At 57.6% G+C, this 24,068-nt stretch carries 21 protein-coding genes; 14 read left to right on the forward strand and 7 right to left on the reverse strand.

The window, feature by feature from the left end; genetic code table 11:
• Nucleotides 1–12: 12 nt before the first annotated feature.
• Nucleotides 13–1,368: an FAD-dependent oxidoreductase gene (locus DOD19_RS18685; protein WP_112187175.1), complete on the reverse strand. Its 1,356-nt coding sequence runs from the start codon at nucleotides 1,366–1,368 to the stop codon at nucleotides 13–15.
• A 109-nt stretch (nucleotides 1,369–1,477) separates the two neighbouring features.
• Between DOD19_RS18685 and DOD19_RS18690 the strand changes: the two genes are divergently transcribed.
• Complete coding sequence (locus DOD19_RS18690) at nucleotides 1,478–2,428, forward strand: LysR family transcriptional regulator (protein WP_112187177.1); 951 nt, start codon at nucleotides 1,478–1,480, stop codon at nucleotides 2,426–2,428.
• A gap of 73 nt (nucleotides 2,429–2,501) precedes the next feature.
• On the opposite strand, the gene DOD19_RS27550 is transcribed toward DOD19_RS18690, so the two are convergent.
• The 5 genes from DOD19_RS27550 to DOD19_RS18715 form a co-directional block, all read right to left on the reverse strand.
• Nucleotides 2,502–3,029, reverse strand: coding sequence for a hypothetical protein (locus DOD19_RS27550; protein ID WP_162634397.1), 528 nt, complete (start codon nucleotides 3,027–3,029; stop codon nucleotides 2,502–2,504).
• Between the two features lie 218 nt (nucleotides 3,030–3,247).
• The gene (locus tag DOD19_RS18700; protein WP_112187181.1) at nucleotides 3,248–3,667 is read right to left on the reverse strand and encodes a nuclear transport factor 2 family protein; all 420 of its coding nucleotides are present in this window, start codon (nucleotides 3,665–3,667) and stop codon (nucleotides 3,248–3,250) included.
• A 104-nt stretch (nucleotides 3,668–3,771) separates the two neighbouring features.
• Nucleotides 3,772–4,818 (reverse strand): DUF3445 domain-containing protein, encoded by a 1,047-nt coding sequence (locus DOD19_RS18705; RefSeq protein ID WP_112187183.1) that lies wholly within the window; start codon nucleotides 4,816–4,818, stop codon nucleotides 3,772–3,774.
• A 12-nt stretch (nucleotides 4,819–4,830) separates the two neighbouring features.
• Nucleotides 4,831–5,796, reverse strand: coding sequence for a PDR/VanB family oxidoreductase (locus tag DOD19_RS18710; RefSeq protein ID WP_112187185.1), 966 nt, complete (start codon nucleotides 5,794–5,796; stop codon nucleotides 4,831–4,833).
• Entirely contained in the window at nucleotides 5,793–6,395 is a 603-nt protein-coding gene (locus tag DOD19_RS18715; protein WP_112187187.1) for a dimethylamine monooxygenase subunit DmmA family protein, read from the reverse strand. Before DOD19_RS18715 ends, DOD19_RS18710 begins: the two co-directional genes overlap by 4 nt.
• Before the next feature lie 269 nt (nucleotides 6,396–6,664).
• On the opposite strand from DOD19_RS18715, the gene DOD19_RS18720 reads away from it, so the two are divergent.
• From DOD19_RS18720 to lhgO, 11 genes are all read left to right on the forward strand, one after another.
• Nucleotides 6,665–7,834 (forward strand): PAS domain-containing protein, encoded by a 1,170-nt coding sequence (locus tag DOD19_RS18720; protein ID WP_112187189.1) that lies wholly within the window; start codon nucleotides 6,665–6,667, stop codon nucleotides 7,832–7,834.
• The gene (locus DOD19_RS18725; RefSeq protein ID WP_162634398.1) at nucleotides 7,821–9,278 is read left to right on the forward strand and encodes a sigma 54-interacting transcriptional regulator; all 1,458 of its coding nucleotides are present in this window, start codon (nucleotides 7,821–7,823) and stop codon (nucleotides 9,276–9,278) included. Before DOD19_RS18720 ends, DOD19_RS18725 begins: the two co-directional genes overlap by 14 nt.
• Before the next feature lie 192 nt (nucleotides 9,279–9,470).
• The gene (locus DOD19_RS18730) at nucleotides 9,471–10,973 is read left to right on the forward strand and encodes an aldehyde dehydrogenase (protein WP_112187193.1); all 1,503 of its coding nucleotides are present in this window, start codon (nucleotides 9,471–9,473) and stop codon (nucleotides 10,971–10,973) included.
• Nucleotides 10,974–11,105: 132 nt separating this feature from the next.
• Nucleotides 11,106–12,644, forward strand: coding sequence for an APC family permease (locus DOD19_RS18735; RefSeq protein ID WP_112187195.1), 1,539 nt, complete (start codon nucleotides 11,106–11,108; stop codon nucleotides 12,642–12,644).
• A 192-nt stretch (nucleotides 12,645–12,836) separates the two neighbouring features.
• Entirely contained in the window at nucleotides 12,837–13,376 is a 540-nt protein-coding gene (locus DOD19_RS18740) for a hypothetical protein (protein WP_112187197.1), read from the forward strand.
• A gap of 77 nt (nucleotides 13,377–13,453) precedes the next feature.
• On the forward strand, nucleotides 13,454–14,770 hold the full coding sequence (gene gabT, locus DOD19_RS18745; RefSeq protein ID WP_204360083.1) for a 4-aminobutyrate--2-oxoglutarate transaminase: 1,317 nt from the start codon (nucleotides 13,454–13,456) through the stop codon (nucleotides 14,768–14,770).
• 99 nt (nucleotides 14,771–14,869) lie between these two features.
• A complete protein-coding gene (locus DOD19_RS18750; protein ID WP_112187199.1) occupies nucleotides 14,870–16,105 on the forward strand; it encodes a CaiB/BaiF CoA-transferase family protein in 1,236 nt (411 codons plus the stop codon).
• The gene (locus DOD19_RS18755; protein ID WP_112187201.1) at nucleotides 16,102–17,529 is read left to right on the forward strand and encodes an aldehyde dehydrogenase family protein; all 1,428 of its coding nucleotides are present in this window, start codon (nucleotides 16,102–16,104) and stop codon (nucleotides 17,527–17,529) included. Before DOD19_RS18750 ends, DOD19_RS18755 begins: the two co-directional genes overlap by 4 nt.
• A 324-nt stretch (nucleotides 17,530–17,853) precedes the next feature.
• The gene (locus DOD19_RS18760; protein ID WP_112187203.1) at nucleotides 17,854–18,657 is read left to right on the forward strand and encodes an HAD hydrolase-like protein; all 804 of its coding nucleotides are present in this window, start codon (nucleotides 17,854–17,856) and stop codon (nucleotides 18,655–18,657) included.
• Between the two features lie 128 nt (nucleotides 18,658–18,785).
• The gene (glaH, locus tag DOD19_RS18765; RefSeq protein WP_112187205.1) at nucleotides 18,786–19,724 is read left to right on the forward strand and encodes a glutarate dioxygenase GlaH; all 939 of its coding nucleotides are present in this window, start codon (nucleotides 18,786–18,788) and stop codon (nucleotides 19,722–19,724) included.
• A gap of 14 nt (nucleotides 19,725–19,738) precedes the next feature.
• Nucleotides 19,739–20,941 carry an L-2-hydroxyglutarate oxidase gene (gene lhgO, locus DOD19_RS18770; RefSeq protein WP_112187207.1) on the forward strand — a complete coding sequence of 401 codons (1,203 nt, stop codon included), beginning with the start codon at nucleotides 19,739–19,741 and terminating at the stop codon, nucleotides 20,939–20,941.
• Between the two features lie 63 nt (nucleotides 20,942–21,004).
• Here lhgO and DOD19_RS18775 read toward each other — a convergent pair whose 3' ends face one another.
• Nucleotides 21,005–21,904: a LysR substrate-binding domain-containing protein gene (locus DOD19_RS18775; RefSeq protein ID WP_112187209.1), complete on the reverse strand. Its 900-nt coding sequence runs from the start codon at nucleotides 21,902–21,904 to the stop codon at nucleotides 21,005–21,007.
• 527 nt (nucleotides 21,905–22,431) lie between these two features.
• On the opposite strand from DOD19_RS18775, the gene DOD19_RS18780 reads away from it, so the two are divergent.
• Nucleotides 22,432–23,502 carry a DUF1329 domain-containing protein gene (locus DOD19_RS18780; RefSeq protein ID WP_239498041.1) on the forward strand — a complete coding sequence of 357 codons (1,071 nt, stop codon included), beginning with the start codon at nucleotides 22,432–22,434 and terminating at the stop codon, nucleotides 23,500–23,502.
• 189 nt (nucleotides 23,503–23,691) lie between these two features.
• The coding region (locus DOD19_RS18785; RefSeq protein WP_162634354.1) for a transposase at nucleotides 23,692–24,068 on the forward strand (377 nt) is incomplete at its 3' end.

Genomic DNA, 24,068 nt, shown 5'->3' on the forward strand with positions numbered 1-24,068 from the left:
CGCGCCCGTCCGTTAATGCAGTTTGATTACGGGCCTACTTCCACGCCCGAGCCACTGCGCGAACGCTTCGAGCACCGCATGCTTGATTCCAGACACGCCAAACAGATGCTTGCGATACAGCAGCCGGTACAAGCCGCTCGCTGCGGCACCGTTCACGATCAGCGCGCGAGACGACACGCCGCCGGTCTGATATGTTGCGCCCGCCTGCGCGAGCGACACGACCGTGCCCGCGTCGCGGAATGCGAAGCATGGCACCGCCTTGCCGGCCAAACGCTGCGCAAAAGCTTTGCTGAGATACAGGGCCTGCTGATGGGCGACCTGCGCGCGGGGCGGCAGGAAGCTACTGCTTGCAGTTGACGGGCACGCCGCGCAGTCGCCGAACGCGAAGATGCGCGGATCGTCAGGCGATTGCAGCTTGTTGGAGACAATCACTTGGTTAGAAGCACTCAGCGTGATGCCGTCGAGCGAGCGCAGAACCGACGGCCCCGCGACGCCAGCGGCCCACACAGTGATGTCGCTGGCCAGCGCGCTGCCAGCGCCAGTCACAAGCGAATCGGTTCGGACCTCGGCCACGTGGGCTCCCGTCACGACGTCGACATTGAGCCGGCGCAGCGCCACGTCAGTGCGAGCCGACACGCGTTCGTCGAGCGCAGGCAGCACGCGTGCGCTGCCCTCGATCAATCGGATACGGACGTCTCGCTTTGGATCTAACGCCTGGAAACGGTAGACCGACAACTGATCGACCGCGTGCGTGAGTGCGGCGGCGAGTTCGACCCCGGTCGCGCCCGCGCCGATCACATTGATGTTGACCGCGGGAGTGCTCTGCGGGCCGGTAGTTTCGAGTTGGTGATTGGCCTTCGTGCATGCGGCGAGGAACTTGCGACGGAGAGCCTCGGCATGCTGGACGTTTTCCAGCGGCAACGCATGTAGCGCTGCACCCGGCACGTTGAAGAAGTTCGTCACGCTCCCAACGCACAGCACGAGGCTGTCATAACGAACACGCCGCTGCGGCAGTATTTCCACACCTTCCTCGTCACGTACGGCCCCGATTGTCGCGAAGCACGCATCACGATCGATACTCTCGAGCGCTCCTTGAACAAAACGGAAGCCGTGGCGCTTTGCCTGCGCAGCGTATTCAATGTGGTGATTGGCTGGATCGCGATGACCGGAGGCTGCTTCATGCAGCAATGGCTTCCAGAAGTGCGTCGGATACCGGTCGACGAGAAAGATCTCTGCGATCCGGCGCTGGCCAAGGGTACCGGCGAGGCGCGTCGCCAGATGCAAGCCACCGGCACCCCCGCCCACGATCACGATGCGATGAAGGTGGGAGCCGTTGTCGGAATCGAGCAGGGGAGGGGCGTAGGTCATGAGGCGCTCCACGGGAAATGTGATGTTCGGTAGCCCGCTGTCGGGCCATGAGTACCCACGATATAGTTTCACCTCATGAGAGACAATTTAATGTTTTTGCCTGATATATATGCTTTCACTTATATCTAGAACAGCAACGTTCCGGCAACTGAAAGCGCTCGACATGGTCGCGCGGCTCGGCAGCGTGTCGCGAGCGGCAGAGGAACTGAACCTGACGCAGCCTGCGGTGTCGCTGCAGATCCGGCTGCTCGAGGAAGCCATTGGCGCGGGCGTGCTGCAACGTGTAGGGCGTGGCGTACAGCTGACCGCTGCAGGGGAAATTCTTGCGCGCTACGCACGGGAGATCCTCCAGTTATGGACTGAAGCAGGCGACGAAGTCGCCGCGCTGAAAGGGGATCTCGGAGGCACGTTGCGCATCGGGGCCATCACGACGGCCGAGTACCTGATTCCACCGATTCTCGTGAAGTTCACGGAAACGCGCCCGCACGTAAAGACCTACTTCAAAGTTGGCAATCGTGAGGACATCATCCGGATGCTCGCGACGCACGAAATTGACCTTGCGGTGATGGGCAGCCCGCCCAAGGAGCTGCGCACGAACGCGGCGGAGTTTGCAAAGCATCCGATGGCGTTCGTTGCCGCACCTGGTCATCCACTGATGCAGCGCAAGCGGCTGTCGTTGAGGGATCTTGAGTCGGTGAATCTGCTGGTCCGCGAGCGCGGTGCAGGCACCCGCTCTACGGTCGAAAGCTTGTTCAAGGCGTCGGGCCTGAAATTTCACATTGGCTCAGAGCTTTCGAGCAACGAGGCAATCAAGCAGATGGCGGAGGCCGGGCTTGGCGTCGCGTTTTTATCGCTGCACGCATGCGCGCTCGAGTTGCGGACTGGACTGCTTGCGCAACTGCCGTTTACCGGCAATCCAGTCGAGCGCGAATGGTATGTAGTGACGCTGGCGGACCGGCGCATCTCTCAGGCTGCCAGCCTGTTCCGCGACTTTGTGGTCGAGCACGGCGCGAGTGTGATAGATGGAGCGAAGACATCGCCGTTTCGGCGGCAGAAGTAAGCGTCGGCGCGATGAGTTAGGAGTAGCTCTGGCGCGACAGACCAGGGCGCGCCAGCCGAAGCTGTCGGGCCGGTTATAGTCGGGCGGCTATTGCTGTCCATGCGGCAAACAATTCGTGGGCGGCTCGATGGCGTTCCAATTGCGTAGTGCACTCCTTGCATCGACAGAAGAGCGTGCCGGATTGCTGCTCAGAGTTCAGCGGGTTGCGGTCGGGCTGCTGAGCGATGTGCGGGTCGACGTTCTTCACGTCCCGACGAGCATTTTGCCAGCGGCGTGCGGTGGTCCAGTAGAGTGCGCGCAGGGCTGGGTCGTCGGTCATATTGATGTCGGCCTCCCCGTGCTGCAGATGCTGCAGACTCAGTGCACCGACTTCGGCTGCGCTGGCAATCCTGATCAGGCGCTGTGATCCCCGACTGAAGCGTATCCAGTGGTCATATAGACGTGCGAGGCAATCGACAAAATCGCCCTTGCCATGCTGGGCATCTTCACGCGCAATTCGGATGGCATGGCGACTCGTCTCGCGGACCTGCCCAAGCAACGCGCTTAGGCGCGGTTGAAGCCGGGCGGTTGTTGGTCGGTGTGGGCGCGATGGAGCAGCCATGGTGGATTTGTTATGTGGGCGCGTTAGCCGACGTCTCCACGTTCGCTCACGAGCAAACGCTTTCAACCACTGGACGGTGCGATTCCTGGTCCGCATAGCCATGGGCAGAGTAACCCTGGGCCGACGCGATCAGAAGAGTCTGAATGCTGGAAGTTGAAGTTTGCCTCGCGCGCGGCGCAACCGCGAGTGAGCGAGGCAAGGTCAGCTACTCGCCGATCTCAGGCAACCGCTCCCTTAAAGCTGCCTTCAACGTACATTTGTCCTTTGCAATTCCAGACACCGTCGATGCGTTCCCAGACGTAGAGGACCTTATAGGGGTGAACTTCCTCTTGGCCATCAGTGGACACGAGCGTCACTTCAGCAAAGTCCCAACCGGCGTTACCCACGCGGTGAGCGGATACGCTCTTTGCTTCGAAGGTGTACGCGCCCACGAAGTCGGCATACAGTCGGTCGATTGCGTCGGCGCCCATGGCAGTCTCTTCGCCCTCGCCAACCGACCACGCATCCGGCGTGAAGAACTCGTTGGCAATCGTGCCGGAATCGTTCTTTGCGAAGCCATCGGTCAAGACAGCATACTTGGAAGCAATGGCCTCATGGAATTCCCGGTCCAGCTGCTGTTCCGATTGAACTTGCGACATCCTGTGTCTCCTTGGTTGATGTGGTAGTGGCACGAAAATCAAGTCGTGCTGAATGCTCGGGCGCTCGTGTTGCCGCGTGCGCCTGAGTGATTCTTTTGAGGGATTTATTCCGGACCGTTACCTGGTGACGTGGGAGCGCCATCGTCGAATTTCGAGAGGTACTCGACCATCAGGTCGTAGTAGAGCGTGAACCCTTTGTAGTCTCGTAGTTCGGGATTGAGATCACGTAGCACACGGTGCATGCGACGTGCCCATTTCGGAATCGTGCAGAGTTCTTCGAGACTTGCGAAGTACGTACGCACAGGAAACACGATAGCGTTGCTGCGCGGCAGACGATGCAGGGGCTGCAACTCCACGCGCATGTTGACTTTCTTGCCGACATTTTCAAGCGTCAGGTTGGCACGGTCAGGCGCCCATACCGGCAACGACTCTGCAGAGGTTTCGAGACGCGGGTTGACGGTAAATGTCCAGTTAAGACGGCGAACTGGGTGGCCAATTCGCATGCGCTTGAGGAACTTCAGACCTCGTTCGAGAATGCCGCTGTCATGCAGCGACGAAATTGTCGGGCCATGCCACTCCTTCCAGCTCATGCCGAGATTGAAGCGCAGGGAATAGTCCGCGCGTTCGGTCGCCATGGCCGCGGACCAGTAAAGGGTGTCATCGCGGTCATCCACGACAATCCATTCCCCCTGAGCCTGACGAGTGATGTACTCCATCGGCTCATATGGCAGTGTTTTTGGATCACCGAAGGTGAATGTATCCTTCAAGCCGAGAAGCTTGTTCTCCCAGGTCCACTTTGCCCCGTCGATGCTCAAAGAGAAATACTCTGGGTAATCCTTGGCATAGGATTCCATGATGAGCTCGAGCAGGTCCCACTGTGCCTGCATCATGTTGGGCAAGGCCTTGTAGTGCTGGCCGGGGCTTTCGGCGAGCGCGATGGCTCGCTCTTTCATCTCCGAGACATAGTGTTCATCGATGTCGAAGTTCGCCTCATACACTCCCCCTGGGATGCGCACGTGCGGCTCAAGGTTCATCGTGTATTCGTACTTGTCTTCAAAGAACGGGAAAGGGAAGCGCTGAATGCTCTCTTTGCTGTTCTTGAAGGTGTAATCGTCGCGGTAGGTTTCAGTCGTTTTGAACGCGATGGACATGATTCGCTCCGGTTAGAGGTCGAGGACAAGCTTCTTGCACTTGGCGCGCGAAACGCATGGCATCATCTTTCGATTAGCCGCTTTGTCCTCATCGCTGAGCCAGATGTCTCGGTGGATGATTTCGCCGTCGAGCTCGACCACTTCGGTTTCGCAGTGACCGCAGGCACCGCCGCGGCATAGGTACGGCATATCCAAACCGGCGCCTTCAATTGCTTCGAGCAAGCTGAGCTCCGGCGGCACCATGATTCGTTTGTTCGCTTTCTTAAGAAACGCCTCGAAGGCCTCACCCGTAGAAGCTTCGACAAACTCTTCCCAGTGAATGTGGCTGTCGGCCCAACCAAGCGCACGAGCCGAAGCGATAACCGCCTCAATCATGGGCGCCGGACCGCAGATGTACACATCCGAGCCCAAGGGCTGATTGCCCAGAATGGTGTCGAAGTCAATCTGCGCATCCGCGCTGTCGAAGTACATCGACGTGGTACCGATCTCGTCGTCCCTGATGAACTGCTTCATTCCTGCGTGGTCCCCGTTGCGTACTGCGTAGTGCAACTCATACGGAACCGAGCCGACCTGAAGGTCGTGAATCTGCGAAATGATGGGCGTAATGCCAACGCCGCCCGCAATGAAAATGTGCTTGAGCGAGCGACGGTTCAGGGGGAAGTTGTTAATGGGGTGGGTGATGTGCAAAGTCATGCCCACGTGCACGTCGTTGTGCATACTGAGCGAGCCGCCCCGGCCATTGTCCTGACGGCGCACGCCGATCTTGTACGACGTGGTATCGAAAGGCGTGCTCATCAGCGAGTACGGGTTGCGATAGATCTTCCCTTCGTCGGGAATCAGCACAACCACATGACTCCCGCCGGAGAAGCCGGGAAGCGGTTTGCCTTCCCGGTCTTCAAGCGTGAACACTTTGATGAGGGGAGTGATGTCTTCGATTGCCGTGACAACAACCGGCAAGGTACCTGCGTGCGAGTTCATGTATCGAGCTCCTCTGCCGCCGGCATGTTGCCGGTCTGTTCCGCGTCTGCTTTGACGCCCATGAATGCGGCCAGGTGGCGCGAATAATGGTCGCGAACGACAAGGTCGAGGCCGCAGCCAGGGCACTTGAAGACTCGGTGCGTGACGTTTTCCGTGTACGTGTCGCAGTGCACGCACCAGACTCGCCGAACGAATGTGCCGCCATGCTCACGCAGCACTTCGTCGTTGTTCAGATTGAACTTGTTGGCAACCTGCATCGCCGTGCCGATGAAGCTTTCCGAGCCAGCGAGGTAAAGGCGCAGCCCGGTCTTTGCCGTCAACAGGTAGGAGTCGAGGTGCGAGACCAGTTGTGCATTGGTCTCGAAGAGCGTGAGATTGTCTGCTGCAGCGGAGCGCAGCTGTGTTGAGTAGTCCTTCCCGGAAAACGATTCGGCGGAGTAGAAGACGGTGATCTGTTCAGACTTGCCGGTTAGTTCGCCAAGCAAACGCAAGAGCGCTTGGCCTCCGCTTCCTTGACCTGCTATGACGTGCATCGCGCCATTGCTCATCGGCGTGAGGACGTCATACACCGGACGGCTTTTGATGCCGGTGATCAACATGGTTTGCCTCCTTGGACGTTCGTTTACTTCGCATCGCCGATGCGGTGTGTGATTCAACCGATCGTGCGAAGCGAATTCGGAGGCCATGTAAGCGAGATGTGTGCCAGCTCCCCGGAAGGCCCATAACTGTGGGCGTATAGGGGAAATCCTTAGAAAGGAAGTGCTTTCGTTTTATGTTTGATTGATGCAAATTCGCAGCAAGAAATAGCAAACACGCATCAGCGCTGCCCCGGCAGCGGTCCTCATGGAGGTTCACCGTGCTGTCAGACATGCCAGTCATTGCACTGGCGATTTCGCGCTCTGGAGTCGTAGTCGACGCGAGTACGTTACTGCTGGATTTGAGTGGCGGCGATGCCGCTTCCGTCATCGGTTTGCCAAGCCCCCACCTGTTCACTGACAAATCTGTTGGGGTCCTGGATAACTACCTCAGTTTGAGCACGCTCGACACGGTCACGGCGAATGAAGAGCTCGAGATGATCCTTGAGGGTAAACCCGTTGCGGTCAGCGCGAGGCTTGTGGGGGTGCGGCACCATGGAGAGCCGGCACTTCAAGTCTTCGCCGTGGAGGCCGTGGGTGAGCGCCAGTTGTACGCCCAGATTGAGAGTGGCGCTGAGCTTCTGCGGGGCTACATTGAGACCACGAGTCAGCCGATGTGGTGTATCGAGTTCACGGAGCCTGTCAATCTGCGTGAGACAGAGCCGGAAATTATTCGCCAAATCTTCTCGAACGAGTGTCACTGGTCGAACTGCAACGAGGCGATGTCTCGCTTCTATTCGCTTCCCGAAGGCGTCGATATCAACGACCAACCGGTGCGTACCTACTTCCCGCGCAGTCCGCAGAACGAGTCATTCGTTCGCAGCCTGATACGGAACAACTTCAACGTTGATCGTAGTCTCACCATCGACCTGAAGTACGACGGCTCAACCATGTACGTTGAGAACAACGTGCGCGGAAAGATACAAGATGGCTTTCTCACTCGAATGTGGGGAACGCTGCAAGATCTGACGGACTTCCGGAATGAGCGGGACAAACTCATTCAGGCGGCAGAAGTTGTGCAACGCATCTTGAGCGCAATTCCCGATGCCGTGCTGGTAGCGAACAGAAGCGGCACTATCACAGCGATGAACCCTGCCTGTGAGCGGCTCTTCAAAACAACCTCATCGCGCATTTTGACTGCACAGGTGACCGACTTCCTGTCGATGTCTGATGCCGAGGTTCAGCGCCGGTGGACCAATGGTGAGACTCACCGTTGGGTTGATGTTGTGAAGTTCGAGAGCGGCGCCGTCATGGACTGTGATGTCCGGGTGGGTCCCGTGGGGGACGACTTGTTCTCTGAGTTTGTGTTCTCCATTCGTCCGGTTGCCCCCGTGGTTCGGAAGCCCACGCAGGTACGTCGGGGCAATGCTGCATCAAAGAGGTCCACCGATGAAGTTCGCTAACATCTCTGAACTCGATGAGGCGGGTTGGTCGCATGAAGAACTGCTTGAGTTCCTCGACGACCCGCGGTGGAGCACCGTGTGCGATCTCCTTCCGGACGGAATGTTGATGGTCGATCGCGGCGGGGTGACGCGATTCGTAAATGCAGCTGGCGAGAGCATGAATGAAATGCCCCGCGCTTCCATCGTTGGCAGGCCGCTTGCCGAGTTCGTGAACGAGTCTTTTATCCAATGTCCGGGAATTCTCGAGGCCTTCACGAAAGGCGAGCGCTTTGTCGAGAACCTGGTTGATGGCATAGGCAGGAGCCTCGTGGTCACAGGGCGGGCGCTGCGTGACAGAAAAGGCGCAATGACCTGTTACATCATCATGCAGCGCAATCTCGATGCGTTCAGTAAAGGGCCACAAGGGGCGCTTGCGAACGGGACGAAAGCCGCAAGCAAATCCCACTTGGAGGCCAACTCTTTGATGGGCGTTACGGAGCTCACCGCCAAGCTCCTGACTGTCGGGCAACGCGCGATCGCCATGGGGAGTCGCGTGCTGCTGTTAGGAGAGTCTGGCGTCGGGAAGACCGAATTCGCCAAACTGCTGCATCGTCGCTCCGGTCGCGAGAGTTCGCCTTTTGTACATGTGAATTGCGCGGGTATTCCCGAATCACTTTTCGAATCCGAAATGTTTGGCTACGAGCGGGGCTCCTTCACCGGTGCGCTGACTCGAGGCAAGCCTGGACTGATTGAGTCGGCAGATGGAGGGACGCTCTTTCTCGACGAAATCGGTGAGACGCCGCTGCAATCACAGGCGAAGCTTCTGATGGTCCTCGAGTCGGGTCTGGTACAGCGAGTCGGGGCTACGCAGCCACGTCGGGTCAAGGTGAATGTCGTTGCTGCGACCAACCAGAATTTGCGCGAACTGGTGGAGCAGGGGCGCTTTCGGCGCGACCTCTACTACCGTCTGTCGGTTGTTGTGCTGTCACTGCCTCCGTTGCGTTTGCAGCGAGACCTTATTGACCCGCTCCTGGAGCGCTTCCTCACGGACGTCAACCAGCGTCGCGAAACCCCTCTGCAGCTCACGAAGGGCTGTCGGGACAAGCTGAGAAGCTACAACTTCCCGGGCAACATTCGCGAGCTTCAAAATCTGGTTGAGTATCTGTCTGTGGCTTGCGAAACCACGGCGACTGAAGACGACCTTCTTCTTGAGGTTCCCGAGGAAGTGGCGCTGGACGGCGGCAACATGCTGGTCACCGGTCGCGGAGCTTCGACTGACGATGTCTCTGACGAAGAGGCGGCGACAGGGTTAGGTCTGAAGGCGCTTGTACGCCGGTACGAAAGCAAGGTCATTGAAGACGCTATTCGCCGCGGCGGTAGCAAACGTAAGGCAGCTGAGCTGTTGCAAACCGACATCGCCACCATCTCGCGCAAGAGTCGGTCATCAAGCGCTTCAGAAACGTGATGCGCATTCGCATCGTTCGATGCTCTGCCGCATCAATGACTATTTTATAGATCCAAACAGATTAGAGAGACTCAATACCTGTAAGGCTTCTACGGCTTAAACACGAGGTTGGCACGGAAGGTGCATTGATTGGCCCCGACTGGCGGTTCGTTCGGAGCACCAGCTAAAACATGTTTGAGGAGCAACAGGAAAATGAGCGAAGAAGTCAAAGCGGTCGATTGGCATGCCCGGGCGAAGAACCTGAAGGTTCAGACCGAACTTTTCATCGACGGCAAGTTCGTCGACGCAGTCGACGGTGGTCGCTTCACGACGGTGAATCCTGCCACAGGCTTGAACCAGCATACGATGGTTCGCGGTAACGAAAAGGACATTGACCTGGCTGTTGCAGCGGCACGCCGTACGTTTAAGGAAGGCGTGTGGTCGAGAATGGCGCCCCGCGATCGCATGGACGTGCTCTTCCGCATGGCTCAACTGATCTCGGACCATACTGAAGAGTTCGCCCTTCTGGACAGTCTCGATATGGGCAAGCCCATCAGCGACTTGCTCAACGGCGACGTACCGTTCTCGGCGCATACCTTCCAGTACTTCGCTGAAGCCATCGATAAGATCGAAGGCGTCGTGACGAACACCGCTTCCAGCGCGTTTCACTTCATCTCCCGTGAGCCCATCGGCGTCGTTGGTGCCGTGACGCCCTGGAACTACCCGCTCATGATGGCAGCGTGGAAGGTGGCGCCGGCCCTTGCTGCCGGCAACTCGGTGGTGCTCAAGCCTGCAGAACAATCACCGACGAGCGCACTCTTGCTTGCTCGCCTTTTCGTCGAAGCGGGTGGTCCCGCCGGGGTGTTCAACGTCGTCAATGGTTTCGGCGAAGACGCAGGCAAGGCATTGGCTCTCCACAAGGACGTGGACAAGATCTCTTTCACCGGCTCCACGGAAGTCGGCAAGCTGATGATGATCTACGCCGGTCAGTCGAACATGAAGCGCGTGACGACCGAGTGTGGTGGCAAGAGCCCGCAAATCGTTTTCGATGACGTCGCAGATCTTGAAACGGCTGTCCGTTATGCGATCACGGGCATCTACGGAAACCAAGGCGAAGTCTGTAGCGCGGGCTCTCGTATCCTCGTTCAACGTGGCATCTACGACCAGTTTGTCGCGAAATTCGTGGAACTTGCTCCGACAATGTTCAAGCCTGGCGACCCGCTCGATCCGAACACGACGATGGGCCCGCTGGTGACCAAGGAGCAGTTCAAGCGCGTCATGTCGTATATCGACATCGGCCATGGCGAAGGCGGTGTGCTGGCGCTTACCGGCCAGATTCCGACGGAACTGGGCGCCGGCAATTTTGTTGCCCCGACACTTTTCACAGACGTGAACCGCAGCATGCGCATCGCAAACGAAGAAATCTTCGGGCCGGTCGCTGCAATCATGCCCTTCGACTCCGAAGAAGAAGCGGTCGACATCGCCAACTCGTCGATCTACGGCCTGGCTGCCGGCATCTGGACTTCGAACGTCACGCGTGCTCACCGCGTCGCTCGCAACGTTGAGTCGGGCATCGTCTGGATTAACTGTTACGACCATGGCGATATGACCCAGCCTTGGGGCGGCTTCAAACAATCGGGCCAAGGCCGCGACAAGTGCTTCGAAACCATCCTGGCCCACACGCAAAGCAAGTCCGTGTGGCTGAACCTGGAATAAGCCCACGGGCACGCCGCCGTGCTTCTCGGTGACGGCGCCGTGCCTGGCCAGTGTCCTATCTCAGATCAAGCTTGCATTACGGCAGCGCAAGACTGTCCCTTAAAAACCCCCATTGAATTCGTGGGAGAGACCATGCCCCTATCCAACCACCATGATGCCGCTGACGATTCGGCGCAACTTGAAGCCCTGGGCTATTCGTCCAACTTTGATCGGTCGATGAGCCTTTGGGAAAATTTCTCCCTTGGCTTCACCTACCTTTCCCCTGTCGTCGGTGTCTACACGGTGTTCCAGTTCGCGCTTACTGCGGGCGGCCCGCCGGTGTTCTGGACCTATCTGCTCGTCGGACTTGGGCAGTTGCTGGTGTGCCTCGTTTTCGGCGAGGTGGTGTCGCAGTTCCCAATCTCGGGCGGTCTGTATCCATGGGCGCGCCGACTGGTTGGCAAGCGCTGGGCCTGGATGGCAGGCTGGATTTATATCTGGGCGTTATGTACGACCATCGCGGCAGTGGCCACAGGCGGAGCACCGTATGTCGCTCAGCTACTTGGGCTGGAGGTCTCGCACTCGATTGAGGTCTGGATTGCGGTTGCGATGATTGTCTTCACGACGTTGCTGAACGTGAGCGGTACCCGCCTGCTTGCACGCGTGGCGATGTTCGGTTTCATCTGCGAATTGATTGGTGCTGTTGTGGTTGGCGGATACCTACTCATCTTCGCGCGTCATTTGGATTTTTCCGCCCTGTTTCAGACGCACGGCGTGAACGTCGATGGCAGCTACCTGAAGGCTTTCGTCGCATCGAGCGTTGCGGCGATGTTTGCTTACTACGGCTTCGAAGCCTGTGGTGACGTTGCTGAAGAGACGCCGAATCCTGGCAAGGCCATTCCGAAGGCAATGCGAATGACGATCTACATCGGCGGCGGCTCAGCGATGTTCGTTCTCCTTGCGCTCATCCTCGCTGTTCCCAATCTGGCAGACGTGCTTGCAGGCAAGGACACCGATCCGGTAGCAACTGTGCTGCGTACTGCGGTCGGAGAGGTGGGCTTCCGAGTGGTTATCGCAGTCGTGCTCGTTTCGTTCTTCTCGTGCTTGCTGAGCCTTCAGGCAGCAGCTAGCCGCCTCCTGTTTGCATACGCACGCGACAAGATGATCTTCGGTAGTGCGCAGCTGTCGAAGCTCTCGCCCAACACACAAGTTCCCGTCGGTGCACTGTTGGTCGCGGGTTTCTTCCCTGCCGGTGTCGCGATTCTCGGTCTCTTTCTCGAAAACGCTGTTCAGACCATCATCATTTTTGGCTCGGTCGGCATTTATCTTGGCTTCCAGATGATTGTCCTTGGTGCCCTGATTGCACGCGCACGTGGCTGGGTACCTTCGGGCAAGTTCCGCCTGGGCCTCTGGGCGTGGCCGGTGAATCTCGCCGCATTTGCCTACGGTGTCGCAGCAATCGTCAATATGGTGTGGCCGCGTACGCCTAATGCTCCTTGGTACTCGAACTACGCCATGTTGGTTTCCGCGGCGGTCGTTGTCGGCGTTGGGCTCTTCTACATGGTTCTCCGTCGCCCGTATGAACGCGGTGATGCCCCCGCTGGCGACGCTCATTTGCTGCAAAAGCGCCAGCGAGTTACGACGCATGAGGCAAGCACATTCCCGGAAGTATCTGCGACCCGTAACAGCTGATATCTGACGCGTGCCCTGCGGAGGGGCTCGCAAACTTTGGGCTCACTCCGCTCCGCAAGATTGTTCGGCAGAGCCTCGTTGGGGTTCTGCCAGAAGGAGAGTGAAATGAAGAAGATCTCTACCCGAGTTTGCAGATTTCTGGCCGAGGCGTTTGTACTGTGCTTTGCCTCCAGGACTGGCATCTAAAACCCTTTGGTTGAATTTCAGGCGTCGAGCGAGTTCGACGGTTTTATTACCTTTCAAAACAGTGCCATGAAGACAAAAGCGATGTTGCTCGGACTGGGCGTCCTGTTTGTGTCCGCAGCCGCGTCTGCGGAGCCCGTTGTGCTGTCAAGCGGCTGGACAGCGGATTTCTCGCCAAGCATGGCTGAGAGTGGGAATCGGTCGACCGCAGTGTTTCAGTTGCGCGGAAGTTATCGGCTCAGTTTGGCCTCGAAGGGCGACGTCTTCTTCGATACAACCTGTGTCGGCATAGAAACCGATACCACCGTCGGTAAAGAGGTGACTGCAAAGGGCAGCGGCCGATGCGAGATGAAAGACAAGGATGGCGACAAGTTGTTCAGCGCCATCGACACAGTCTATGACGGCATCACTTTTAAGTTGGACGGCGGAACCGGTAAATGGAAGACGGCATCTGGTCGGCTGGTTTCGAAAGAGGCTTTCACGAGCCAGTCGGACACCCACTGGACGGGTTTTGGAAGTGGCAAGGGTGAAATCGTTCTGTCCAAGTAGCGGGGCGTCGCGGCACGTATTGAGTCTTTGAATTGTCGTGGTCAGATGGCCACATCGTATCCACCAGGAGTGAAAAGATGTCGAATGCAGAGCAAACGAACAAGGCCTTGATGGCACGACGTGCAAACGCGGTGCCGCAAGGCATTGGGAATGCTCACCCGGTTTTCGCGCAGCGCGCCGAGAACGGAGAAATTTGGGACGTAGAGGGCAATCGCTACATCGATTTTTGCGCTGGCATCGCCGTTCTTAATACGGGACACCGCCATCCAAAAATCTCGGAGGCTGTTGCCAAGCAAGCCGAGAAGTTCTCGCATACCTGCTTCCAGGTCGTTGCGTATGAATCGTATGTGGAACTCGCTGAACGCCTTTCGGCCCTTGCGCCGGGCAACTTTGCGAAGAAGGCGTTTTTCATGACCACGGGCGCTGAAGCTGTCGAGAATGCCGTCAAGGTGGCTCGCCATTACACCAAGCGCTCGGCTGTTATTTCGTTTGACGGCGCCTTTCATGGACGTACGTTCATGGCGATGGCTTTGACGGGCAAGGTCGCTCCGTACAAGGCTGGGTTCGGTCCGATGTCCGCGGAGGTGTACCAGGCACCGTTCCCCTCTGAGTTGCACGGGATTTCGGTAGATGACGCCATTCACGGGGTCGAGCGCCTCTTCAAATACACGGTTGACCCGCAGCGTGTGGCGGCAATCATTGTGGAGCCCGTTCAAGGGGAGGGTGGCTATATTCCCGCTCCGACCGCGTTCCTGAAACAACTGCGCGAAATTTGCGACAAACACGGCATTGTGCTGATTGCCGACGAAATCCAGACCGGCGTGGGCCGTACCGGCCGCATGTTTGCCATGGAGCATTCGGGCGTAGTCCCCGACCTCACAACGATGGCCAAGGGCCTCGGCGGGGGCATGACGATTTCCGCGGTGGTCGGCCGTGCTGATGTCCTCGATTCGATTCCGCCGGGTGGGCTTGGCAGTACGTACGCTGGGCACCCCATGGCGTGCGTTGCATCGTTGGCCGTACTCGACGTGATGCAAGAAGAGTCGCTGTGCGCCCGAAGCGAAGCGATTGGCGAGCGTCTGCGTGGTCGTTTCAACGCGTTGCGCGAGCATGTGCCCGAAATTGCCGATGTGCGAGGGCTTGGCGCGATGACCGGCGTCGAGTTTATGAGAAATGGCCAGCCCGCACCGGACATCGCGAATACGCTGAAAGCCGAGGCGCAGAAGCAGGGGCTCTTGCTGCTCACATGCGGTTCCTACGGCAACGTACTTCGCGTCATGCTGCCGCTTACTGTCTCGAATGCCCTCATCGATGAAGGCCTCGACATTATCGAGAACATTTTGCTGAAGCTTTCTGCTGGAGCCAACGGCGCTGAATTGCGTACCGGAACCTGAGCGGCCGAACGATTCGTATCAACTGCCTATCGTCATCTGGAAGAGGGCGCTGCGTAAGCTCGCGCCCCTTTCGCTCTGCACTGATAACCGAGTAATCCGATGGCTTCTGCATTATCTGACGTTCGCGTCCTCGATCTGTCGAGGGTCCTCGCCGGGCCGTGGGCAACTCAAATCCTCGCGGACCTCGGCGCTGATGTCATCAAGGTTGAGCGACGTGGGTTGGGGGATGACACGCGTGCCTGGGGACCGCCTTACCTGACGAACCAGGAGGGGAGGCCGACGTCCGAGTCGGCATATTTCCTCACGGCCAACCGCAACAAGCGCTCGCTCGCTGTGGATATCGCTACGCCTGCCGGCCAGGAAATCGTCAAGAGTCTTGCGTGCCAGTCCGACGTGCTGGTGGAAAACTTCAAGGCTGGGGGCCTTGCGCAATATGGCTTGGATTACGAAAGCCTTCGCGAGCACAACCCGCGCTTGATTTACTGCTCGATTACCGGGTTCGGACAGACAGGCCCCTACGCTGATCGACCTGGTTATGACTTTGCAATACAGGCCATCGGCGGGCTCATGAGCATTACGGGCGTCCCCGATGGTCAACCCGGCGCCGGACCACAGAAGGTTGGCGTTGCACTTACCGATGTCATGACCGGTATCTACGCCAGTACCGCTATTCTTGCGGCATTGCATCGCAGAGCGACAAGCGGGGTTGGTCAATACATCGACATTTCCCTACTGGATGTTCAGCTCGCAGCTCTCGCAAATCAGGCTTCCAACTTCCTAACGACGGGCGTTTCCCCGGTGCGCTTGGGCAACGCTCACCCCAACATCGTCCCATATCAAGATTTCGAGACATCGGACGGCAGGCTGGTTGTCGCAGTGGGAAATGACACACAGTTCAGCAGTCTGTGCAGAGTGCTTCTGCGAGAGGAACTGGCTGACGATGAACGATTTTCGAGCAATCGTGGGCGCGTCAATACAAGAGCCACGCTGATTCCAATGCTTCAGGAAGACATCCGGCGGTGGCGCACATCGGAACTGCTCGGCGCTCTTGAGGCGAACGGTGTCCCATGCAGCCCGGTCAACAACATTGGTCAAGCTTTCAGCGACCCGCATGTGATCGCGCGCAACACGGTTATCGAGCAACCGCATCCTTTGGGAGGTGTGGTCAGGACAGTTGCCAATCCCATTCGCATGAGCGAGGCGCCTCCCGAGTACAACGCCCCACCACCCCTGCTCGGACAGCACACGAGGGAAGTGCTAAGCGGTGTGCTCGGCATGTCCGACGAGAAGATTGACCTTCTACTGAATCAACAAGTTATCGGGGTACAGGAATGAAATCGAGCTTTATTGGTGGGCAGTGGCGTCAGGGCTCCGAGGTCTATCGCAATATCAACCCGTCCGATACGTCGGATGTCGTTGATGAGTTCTCCCAAGCTGACGAAGCGCTGGCAAACGAGGCAATAGACAGCGCATACCAGGCATTCGTAACGAGGCAAACGCTGGGAGTGCAGGCTCGCTCGGAAGCGTTGGACCGCGTGGGAAGCGAACTGCTTGCGCGCAAGGAAGAGCTGGGCGAGCTGCTCTCTCGCGAAGAGGGAAAGACGCGTGCTGAAGGGGTTGGAGAGGTCACCCGCGCCGGACAGATTTTCAAGTTCTTTGCGGGTGAAGTCCTTCGTCAGCGCGGGGAGCACGTGGAGTCTGTTCGCGCCGGCCTGAGTGTTGACATTACGCGCGAGCCGGTCGGCGTCGTGGGAATCATTGCTCCGTGGAACTTCCCGATCGCAATCCCGGCGTGGAAGATCGCGCCGGCGTTGGCCTACGGAAACTGTGTGGTCTTCAAGCCCGCTGAGCTGGTTCCTTCATCGGCTTGGGCACTCAGCGAAATCATCAGCCGCGCGGGTTTCCAACCGGGTGTGTTCAATCTCGTCATCGGTCGAGGCAGCGTTGTCGGAAAGGCGATGCTTGAAAACCCGAAGGTTCACGCGATCAGCTTTACCGGCTCAACCGGGACAGGTTCTCGCGTAATGGCAACGGCAGGTGCGCGGTTTGCAAAGCTGCAGTTGGAGATGGGTGGCAAGAACCCGCTCATTATCACCGATGATGCCGACCTTGAAACGGCGCTGACCTGTGCGGTTCAGGGTTCCTATTACTCGACGGGGCAACGTTGCACGGCTTCCAGTCGCATCATTGTTACAGAAGGCATCTACGCGCGTTTCCGCGACGCTCTTGTGGACCGCCTTTCGCGCTTGCGTGTTGGCCACGCCTTGTCGCCCGAAACCGATATCGGCCCGGTCGTCGATGCAGGCCAACTCGAAACCGACATGCAATACATCCGTATTGGTTTGGACGAAGGTGCAACCCTGGCATTCGGTGGTGAACGCATCAAGCGGGACACAGATGGTTTCTTCTTGACGCCCACGCTTTTCACCGATGTTGATAGTTCCATGCGCATCGCGCGCGAGGAAATCTTCGGACCGGTCGTGAGTCTGATTGCGGCGCGTGACTTCGACGATGCGTTGCAGAAGGCCAATGACAGTGAGTTCGGCCTGTCGGCAGGCATCTGCACCACCTCGCTCAAGCTCGCAACGCGGTTCAAGCGGGAGGCGCAAGCCGGCATGGTCATGGTTAACGTACCAACGGCGGGCGTGGATTACCACGTGCCGTTTGGAGGGCGCAAGGCGTCGAGTTATGGCAGCCGTGAACAGGGTAGCTACGCTGCGGAATTCTTTACCACAGTTAAGACGGCATATAACGGCTGAATACGCTAAACAGTTTCGTCCGGGCTCCTAGGGACGTTGTGGCATCGATTCGTCGATGCCATTTTTTTCTTTGCGGTGATTCATTTCCGCCATGTCGCGCTACGCGGCCAAGGAAAAATCGCATCAAATAATCGTTTGGTCGCTGTGGAAATAGCCGCCAAGCCTTTATCAGCGTGGATGGCCCGGGTTGGCACGAAACGTGATTGTAATTTGTCCATTGTTCGCGGTCGTGGGTTCTGAATCGGAAAGCAAATCGACCGCTCATCAGCCTGTGAGCAAAGCACCCGTGCGTGCGTCTTGGCCACTATTCATTCGAGGTGACACGTGTCGATAGAAGTCTTGATTTTCACTCTGGATGGAGCTCTGGCGGATACGGATGCGCTCCATCTCCTGGCCTTCAACACTGCCTTTGCTCGCTTGGGGCTGGATCTGCGATGGACGCCCGAGGTGTACCAACGACTGCTTGCGGTCAGTAGCCGATCCCAACTGCCATCGTGCTACCAGGAGCAAGTTGAGGCACTCTGGTCAGAGGATCTGTTGAATAGCATCGAGGTTGAGCGCATCAACGCATTCAACCAACTGCTCAAGGAGCGCGGTCTCGCTTTCAGGCCAGGTGTGTCTCGCGTTCTGAGGCAAGCCGAGCAAGAGGGGTATCGCATTGCTGTTATCACGAGTCAGGCTCCGAGCTCGGTGTCGCTCGCGCTTGAGTCGCTTTTGGGCAGCAACTGGCCAGCCAAGATCTGCGCCGTTGTTGCTGGCGATGGCACGCGCTTCAGCGAGGTCACAAGCGACATGTTCCAACGGCTTTTGCGTGCGCTTGAGCTGCCCACAAATACGGCGGTGGCTTTAGCAGCGACAACCTTGGGCGTTCGAGCCGCGGCTGCCGCCGGCATCTGGACAGTCGCGCTCCCGACCTTCTGGAGCGCAGACCAGGACTTCGACGCGGCGCACATGATCCTGCCGCATATGGGAGATGAGTCACAGCCGCTTCTGAACGTCGTCGGCATCAAGGAACTCAACGCGGGCGTGCTCACTGTTCCAGCCATCACCCGTATTCGTCAACAAGTCTCATCGTCCGGAAACAGGCAGCTCAGCGTGCCCCTGCGCTCCTCTGTTCGCAAGGTTTGAGGCCATCCTCGCAACAAATCAGTTTTTCTGAATTGAATCGTACCTGAATCGAATTGAGAGCGATCTATGTCGTCACTAGAATGGTTTTCATCCGAAACAGATACGCGAAGGAGATTGAGGAGATGAATATGACCAATATTTCAGAGATCAAGGATTCGAGCCTTTTTAACCAGATGCAGCGCTTCACCGTGGGGGACAATCCGCATCACGCGCGAATCCGTCATATCGATATTGATCAACAAGTGCTTGAGCAGTTTTTTGAGCAGACGCGCACGATTAACAGCCAAAACCTTGAGTACGTGCCGTACATGCGCTTCGTACTCGCCGGGAAACTCGCAGCTTTGCTTGGCCCGACGTTCACGCAGACGGTTCGCGCCATCCTTCGAGATCGCGAAAGCGGTGCTCTGACCGTTGGCGTGCAGGGCATGACTAGTGACGCGGATGACTACGTTAAGTTTGGTACCGCGATGGGGCATCTTGTCGGACCTGCGAATCACGACTCGATGTCGGGCACGTACTACGCGCGCTTTCTCGTGAAGGATACCGACAACAGCGACTCTTACCTCCGACAGGCATATCGCCTGTTCACGCTGCATACCGACGGTACGTTTGTCGACGAACCGACCGACTGGCTGCTGATGATGAAGTTCAGCGAGCTCAATGCCGTTGGCGGCGAATCACGCCTGCTGCACCTGGACGACTGGGAGCAACTGGACGAGTTCAGTCAGCATCCACTTGCCAGCTATAAATTCACGTACAAGTCTCCGCCGAGCAAGAATGTTGCGCAGGAAGTTCAGCGACGCACGTTCTTCAAAGTCGACGGCAAGCCTGGGATCTGCTTCATTGACCAGTTCGCGTGCCCTGAATCCATTGAGCACGCAAACTACCTGCAAAGCCTCTCGAATTCGATGGAAGCGTCGAAGGGAACTGCGGCGATTCCGCTGCCCGTCGGCGACCTCGTCATGTTGAACAATTTGTTCTGGTTGCACGGTCGCGCGCCCTTCGAGAAGAACCCTGAACTGCACCGCGAACTCATGCGTATTCGCGGAGAGTTCTCGCAACTGTGAGGCGACCGAGGTCTATGAAGCAGCCATATGATTTTGCGATCGTCGGCGGAGGCATCGTCGGGCTCTCTACGGGAATGGCGCTGACACAGCGCTATCCCGGAAAGAAGATTATCGTCATCGAGAAAGAGAATTCCCTCGCAGAGCACCAGACGGGACACAATAGCGGTGTAATTCACTCGGGCATCTACTACAAACCTGGGAGTTTTAAAGCCAAGTTCGCCCGCGCCGGTAGCGAATCGATGGTCCGCTTCTGCGAGGAGCATGGAATTGAACATGAGATCTGCGGCAAAGTTATTGTCGCCACGAAGCAGGCGGAACTGCCTCTTCTTGAGAATCTGTACCAGCGGGGACTGGAAAACGGCCTAACCATCGAGAGGATCGGTCCAGAGAGGCTTGTGGAAATTGAACCGCACGTGTCAGGCCTGCAAGCTATTCGGGTTCCTGCCGCTGGCATCGTGAACTACAAGCAGGTATGTCAGGCGTTCGGTCGCATCATCTCAATGGGGGGCGGGGAGATTTGCCTGGGCGAGAAAGTCTCGGCGATCCGCAAAATGTCCTCGCACGTCGAAGTCGAGACGCGTAGCGGTGTCATTGAAACGAAGTTTGTCGTGAACTGCGCGGGTCTACATTCGGACCGTGTGGCCCGCATGGACGAAGTCGCCGACGATCTCAAGATCGTCCCCTTTAGAGGTGAGTACTACGAGCTTCGTCCTGAGCGCAGGCATCTCGTAAAGCACCTGATATATCCGGTGCCCAATCCAAACTTCCCCTTCTTGGGTGTGCACTACACACGCATGATCGGAGGGCACGTCGAAGCGGGACCTAACGCGGTGCTTGCCTTCAAACGTGAGGGCTATCGCAAACGCGATTTCAGTCTTCGCGACTTGAGCGAAGTTCTAACTTATCCCGGTTTCTGGAAGCTCTCGTCAAAGTACTGGCGGGAAGGTCTGGAGGAAATGCACCGTTCGATCAGCAAGGCTGCGTTCGTGAGGAGTTTGCAGGAGCTCATTCCCGAGATTGAAGAGAGTGATCTTGTGCCGGCACCCGCAGGCGTTCGTGCCCAGGCATTGAAAGCAGACGGCACGCTTGTCGACGACTTTCATCTCATCCCAAGCGATCGGGCTATTCACGTCTGCAATGCGCCGTCACCTGCAGCAACTGCGTCTATCGAGATTGGTCAGCATATCGCTCGAGCGATAGATGAGCGGGGCCACTGACGGTTGTTAAGCGCCAAACATCACTGGCGCCCGTGGCTCTTGCCCATAAGGCGAGAGCCACACTCAGTCGATACGTTGTCCACCTAGTTCAAGCGCGATATCGCGCAAGCTGGACACAAACGGTGATGAGTCGTTGCGCCTCATCACCAGAAACAGTTCCGAGTCGTCCTCCACGTCTAAAAGTTCCCGGAAGACCAGCCCCGGAAGCTGGATGCTACTGATGCTTTTGGGAATCACCGCGATGCCGTGACCTGATGCGACATGGACAAGGGCGGTAAGAAAGTCTTTCGTCTGAAATTCGATGTTCGGCGTGAATCCTGCCCCCTTTCCGATTGCGATCACGTGGCGGGCAAATCCAATGTCCTTGTGAAACTGCGGAGCGGTGAACACTTCATTGGCCAGGTCCTTCGCGTGCACGGCGGCAGCGGCCGCCAGGCGGTGGGTCTTGGGTAGAGCAACCACAAGCTTTTCGCGGAGCATTCTTATCTGCTCCACTTCATCGCGGTGCCCGGCAGCGGTTCGCACGATGCATGCATCGAGCACGCGTTGCTGAAGCAGTTGAATCTGCGTCGGACTCTCAAGAGAGTGCAGATTTGTGTGCACCTGCGGAAATTTTTCTCCGTGCTTTGCCAGCAACTGCTGAACGACGCCGGCGCAGGCGGCAGAGATCACGTAGCCAACTTCTAGCGCACCTACTTGGCCCCGGCCAGCCATCATCGCCACACGCTTTGCATTCTCGGCGGTAGCAAGCGTTTGCTGAGCTTCTTTGAGAAACAGAACGCCCGCCGTATTGAGACTGACTGAACGCTTCGTACGGGTTAGCAGCTTGACACCCAGCTCTCGTTCAAGGGCTTGGATCTGCATGCTTAGTGCAGAAGGGGCAATGTCAAGCAGTTCGGCAGCGTTCCCAAAGTGCAATTGCTCGGCGACGGTTATGAAGTATCGAAGCTGCTTGAGGTCCATCTGTGGTCGCCTGTAACGCTTTAGACGTCGCTGCTATGAGCAGGACATGTCTCGCTTATGCCTGCTGGCGCAGGGCTTTTAATGATACGGAGCTTGCAGGCTTAAGCAAGGGGTTTTCCGGCAATTCAACGCGGAACGAGTTGAATCGCAGTGGAGCATGGCGGCAGTAGTAAACGCGCATCACTTGCATCAGTCGTCCACGCAGAACTGCATCACCTCGTACTCCCGGGATTTCCCTTGGTTGGATATGCTAAGTGCATGATTTATATTGAGAAAAATCCTTCTTGAGAAGTTGGCATTGTTCCTGCTTTTAAGCGTCCGCGCTGTCTCGAATCCCTGCGGTAATACGCTCAAGTAAGCCGCAGCAAAGCTGATCAGCCGCCGGTTCTCTGCCCTATGGCAGATGCTCAAGCAAGCTTTCCGGTTTCACTCAAAGTCATCGCCGGGAAGCAGTCGGATAACTTAGTTATGCCAATGGAAGATCTCGTCGGCTATCAGGTTGACGTTTAACCAAGATGGAGAGGAAAGTGAAATCAAGCATTCGGGTAATTGTGCTGGCGGTTACAGCATTGCTTTCAGCGCACGCTTCTTTCGCAGAAGAGCTCACGCCCGCGGGAGCAGAGAAAGCTGGCAACAAAGATGGCACCATTCCGGCGTTCAACGGCAAGAGTTCGCCTACTTCGGGCTGGTCGGTTGGAAAGTATCGCGGTGATTATTGGTCGCATAAGGACGAGAAGCCGATTTTTGTCATCGATGCCTCCAACGTCGACAAGTACGCAAGCAAGCTCTCGCCAGGCCAAGTTCAGCTGATCAAAACAAACAAGGGCTACACGATGCCCGTGTATCCGTCGCATCGCGATTGCGGTTTCCCAGATTTCGTGCTCGAAAACACGAAGGCAAATGCTGGCAAGGCGGCAATCGGCTCGGACGGCTGGTCACTTGATAAGGCAGTGCTCCCCTCCATCCCGTTCCCGCAACCGAAGTCGGGCATCGAGGCCATGTGGAACTGGCTTGCTCGCTATCAAGGTGTCGGCCAAGACTGGCCCGCTGGCGTGTCTGTCGTATCGGCATCGCCAGGTGGCTCCAACCGCATCGAGATCTCTTGGACTCAGCTCATCTATTTCCCCTGGGGTAAGAAGGGAGCCAGTTCTCCATCCGATCACGGTGGGATCGAAAACGCGATGTATTACAGCTACAAGGATCCTGCCGCCTTGGCAGGTCAGGGTCTGGTGCAGCGGTACTACTTCTCAAAAGATACCGATGCTTACTACTACTTCACCGGACAGCGTCGCGTGCGCCGTCTGCCGAGCTACGCGTACGACTCTCCGCTGATCGGTTTCGAGAACCAATACCCATCGGATTCGCAGTTCATTTTCTACGGTAACCCCGATCGCTTTGACTGGAAGATTGTCGGCAAGAAGGAAATGTACGTGCCGTACAACAACTTCCAGGCTCAGAACTTCAACGTGAAGGTCTCCGATGCAATCGGTCCGACATTCGTCAACCCAGCACAGCGCCGCTATGAGTTGCATCGCGTGTGGGAAGTCGTCGGCACCGCCCCCCGCGTCAGAATAGTTGTCGCCCCGATAGATTCTTGAGTCTCTGACTTCAAGACTCTTACCTTGGTGGTAGGTGGCTGTGGAGCTTGTGGGCGAAGGCCTGCGCGGTGGGCAACGCACCAGCGTTGTCCACGGCAAGCTGGCCGGTGCGCGAAGCGCATCGTCCACAAATCCACAGCCTCGCCTTCCCACCGATTTTTGAAGCACGGGGGCGTTGAAGAGGACGAATTGGCTCGATACGGACAAGCATTCAAGGATCGCGCGGTGGCCAGGCTGCTGCCGCCCGAAAGCGCCGCGGTGGAAGCCGTGGCAGGGGAGATCGGCGTGAACGCCGACACGCTGGAGCGCTGGCGCTCCGAGGCATTGGCCAAGCCGGCGCGCGAGCGCATCTGGACGGCTGCGGCCCGGCTGGAGGCGGTCATCACGACGGCAGCCATGGACGAGACGGCGCGCAGCGCCTGGTGCCGCAAGAACGGGGTGTACGCGCAGCAGCTTGCGCAGTGGCGAGGCAGCGCCACCCAGGCCCTGGCGCAGCCGCACGAGCAGCCCGCCAGTGCGCAGCAGACCAAGCAGGACCGCCGCCGCATCAAGGAGCTCGAGCGCGA

The organism is Ralstonia sp. GX3-BWBA, from assembly GCF_003290055.1.
GTDB lineage: Bacteria > Pseudomonadota > Gammaproteobacteria > Burkholderiales > Burkholderiaceae > Ralstonia > Ralstonia holmesii.

What these genes read in the sequence shown, in the direction of transcription:
- DOD19_RS18685 (WP_112187175.1), bottom strand. Translation starts at nt 1,368, where the DNA reads ATGACCTACGCCCCTCCCCTGCTCGATTCCGACAACGGCTCCCACCTT.
- DOD19_RS18690 (WP_112187177.1), top strand. Translation starts at nt 1,478, where the DNA reads ATGCTTTCACTTATATCTAGAACAGCAACGTTCCGGCAACTGAAAGCG.
- DOD19_RS27550 (WP_162634397.1), bottom strand. Translation starts at nt 3,029, where the DNA reads ATGGCTGCTCCATCGCGCCCACACCGACCAACAACCGCCCGGCTTCAA.
- DOD19_RS18700 (WP_112187181.1), bottom strand. Translation starts at nt 3,667, where the DNA reads ATGTCGCAAGTTCAATCGGAACAGCAGCTGGACCGGGAATTCCATGAG.
- DOD19_RS18705 (WP_112187183.1), bottom strand. Translation starts at nt 4,818, where the DNA reads ATGTCCATCGCGTTCAAAACGACTGAAACCTACCGCGACGATTACACC.
- DOD19_RS18710 (WP_112187185.1), bottom strand. Translation starts at nt 5,796, where the DNA reads ATGAACTCGCACGCAGGTACCTTGCCGGTTGTTGTCACGGCAATCGAA.
- DOD19_RS18715 (WP_112187187.1), bottom strand. Translation starts at nt 6,395, where the DNA reads ATGTTGATCACCGGCATCAAAAGCCGTCCGGTGTATGACGTCCTCACG.
- DOD19_RS18720 (WP_112187189.1), top strand. Translation starts at nt 6,665, where the DNA reads ATGCCAGTCATTGCACTGGCGATTTCGCGCTCTGGAGTCGTAGTCGAC.
- DOD19_RS18725 (WP_162634398.1), top strand. Translation starts at nt 7,821, where the DNA reads ATGAAGTTCGCTAACATCTCTGAACTCGATGAGGCGGGTTGGTCGCAT.
- DOD19_RS18730 (WP_112187193.1), top strand. Translation starts at nt 9,471, where the DNA reads ATGAGCGAAGAAGTCAAAGCGGTCGATTGGCATGCCCGGGCGAAGAAC.
- DOD19_RS18735 (WP_112187195.1), top strand. Translation starts at nt 11,106, where the DNA reads ATGCCCCTATCCAACCACCATGATGCCGCTGACGATTCGGCGCAACTT.
- gabT (WP_204360083.1), top strand. Translation starts at nt 13,454, where the DNA reads ATGTCGAATGCAGAGCAAACGAACAAGGCCTTGATGGCACGACGTGCA.
- DOD19_RS18750 (WP_112187199.1), top strand. Translation starts at nt 14,870, where the DNA reads ATGGCTTCTGCATTATCTGACGTTCGCGTCCTCGATCTGTCGAGGGTC.
- DOD19_RS18755 (WP_112187201.1), top strand. Translation starts at nt 16,102, where the DNA reads ATGAAATCGAGCTTTATTGGTGGGCAGTGGCGTCAGGGCTCCGAGGTC.
- glaH (WP_112187205.1), top strand. Translation starts at nt 18,786, where the DNA reads ATGACCAATATTTCAGAGATCAAGGATTCGAGCCTTTTTAACCAGATG.
- lhgO (WP_112187207.1), top strand. Translation starts at nt 19,739, where the DNA reads ATGAAGCAGCCATATGATTTTGCGATCGTCGGCGGAGGCATCGTCGGG.
- DOD19_RS18775 (WP_112187209.1), bottom strand. Translation starts at nt 21,904, where the DNA reads ATGGACCTCAAGCAGCTTCGATACTTCATAACCGTCGCCGAGCAATTG.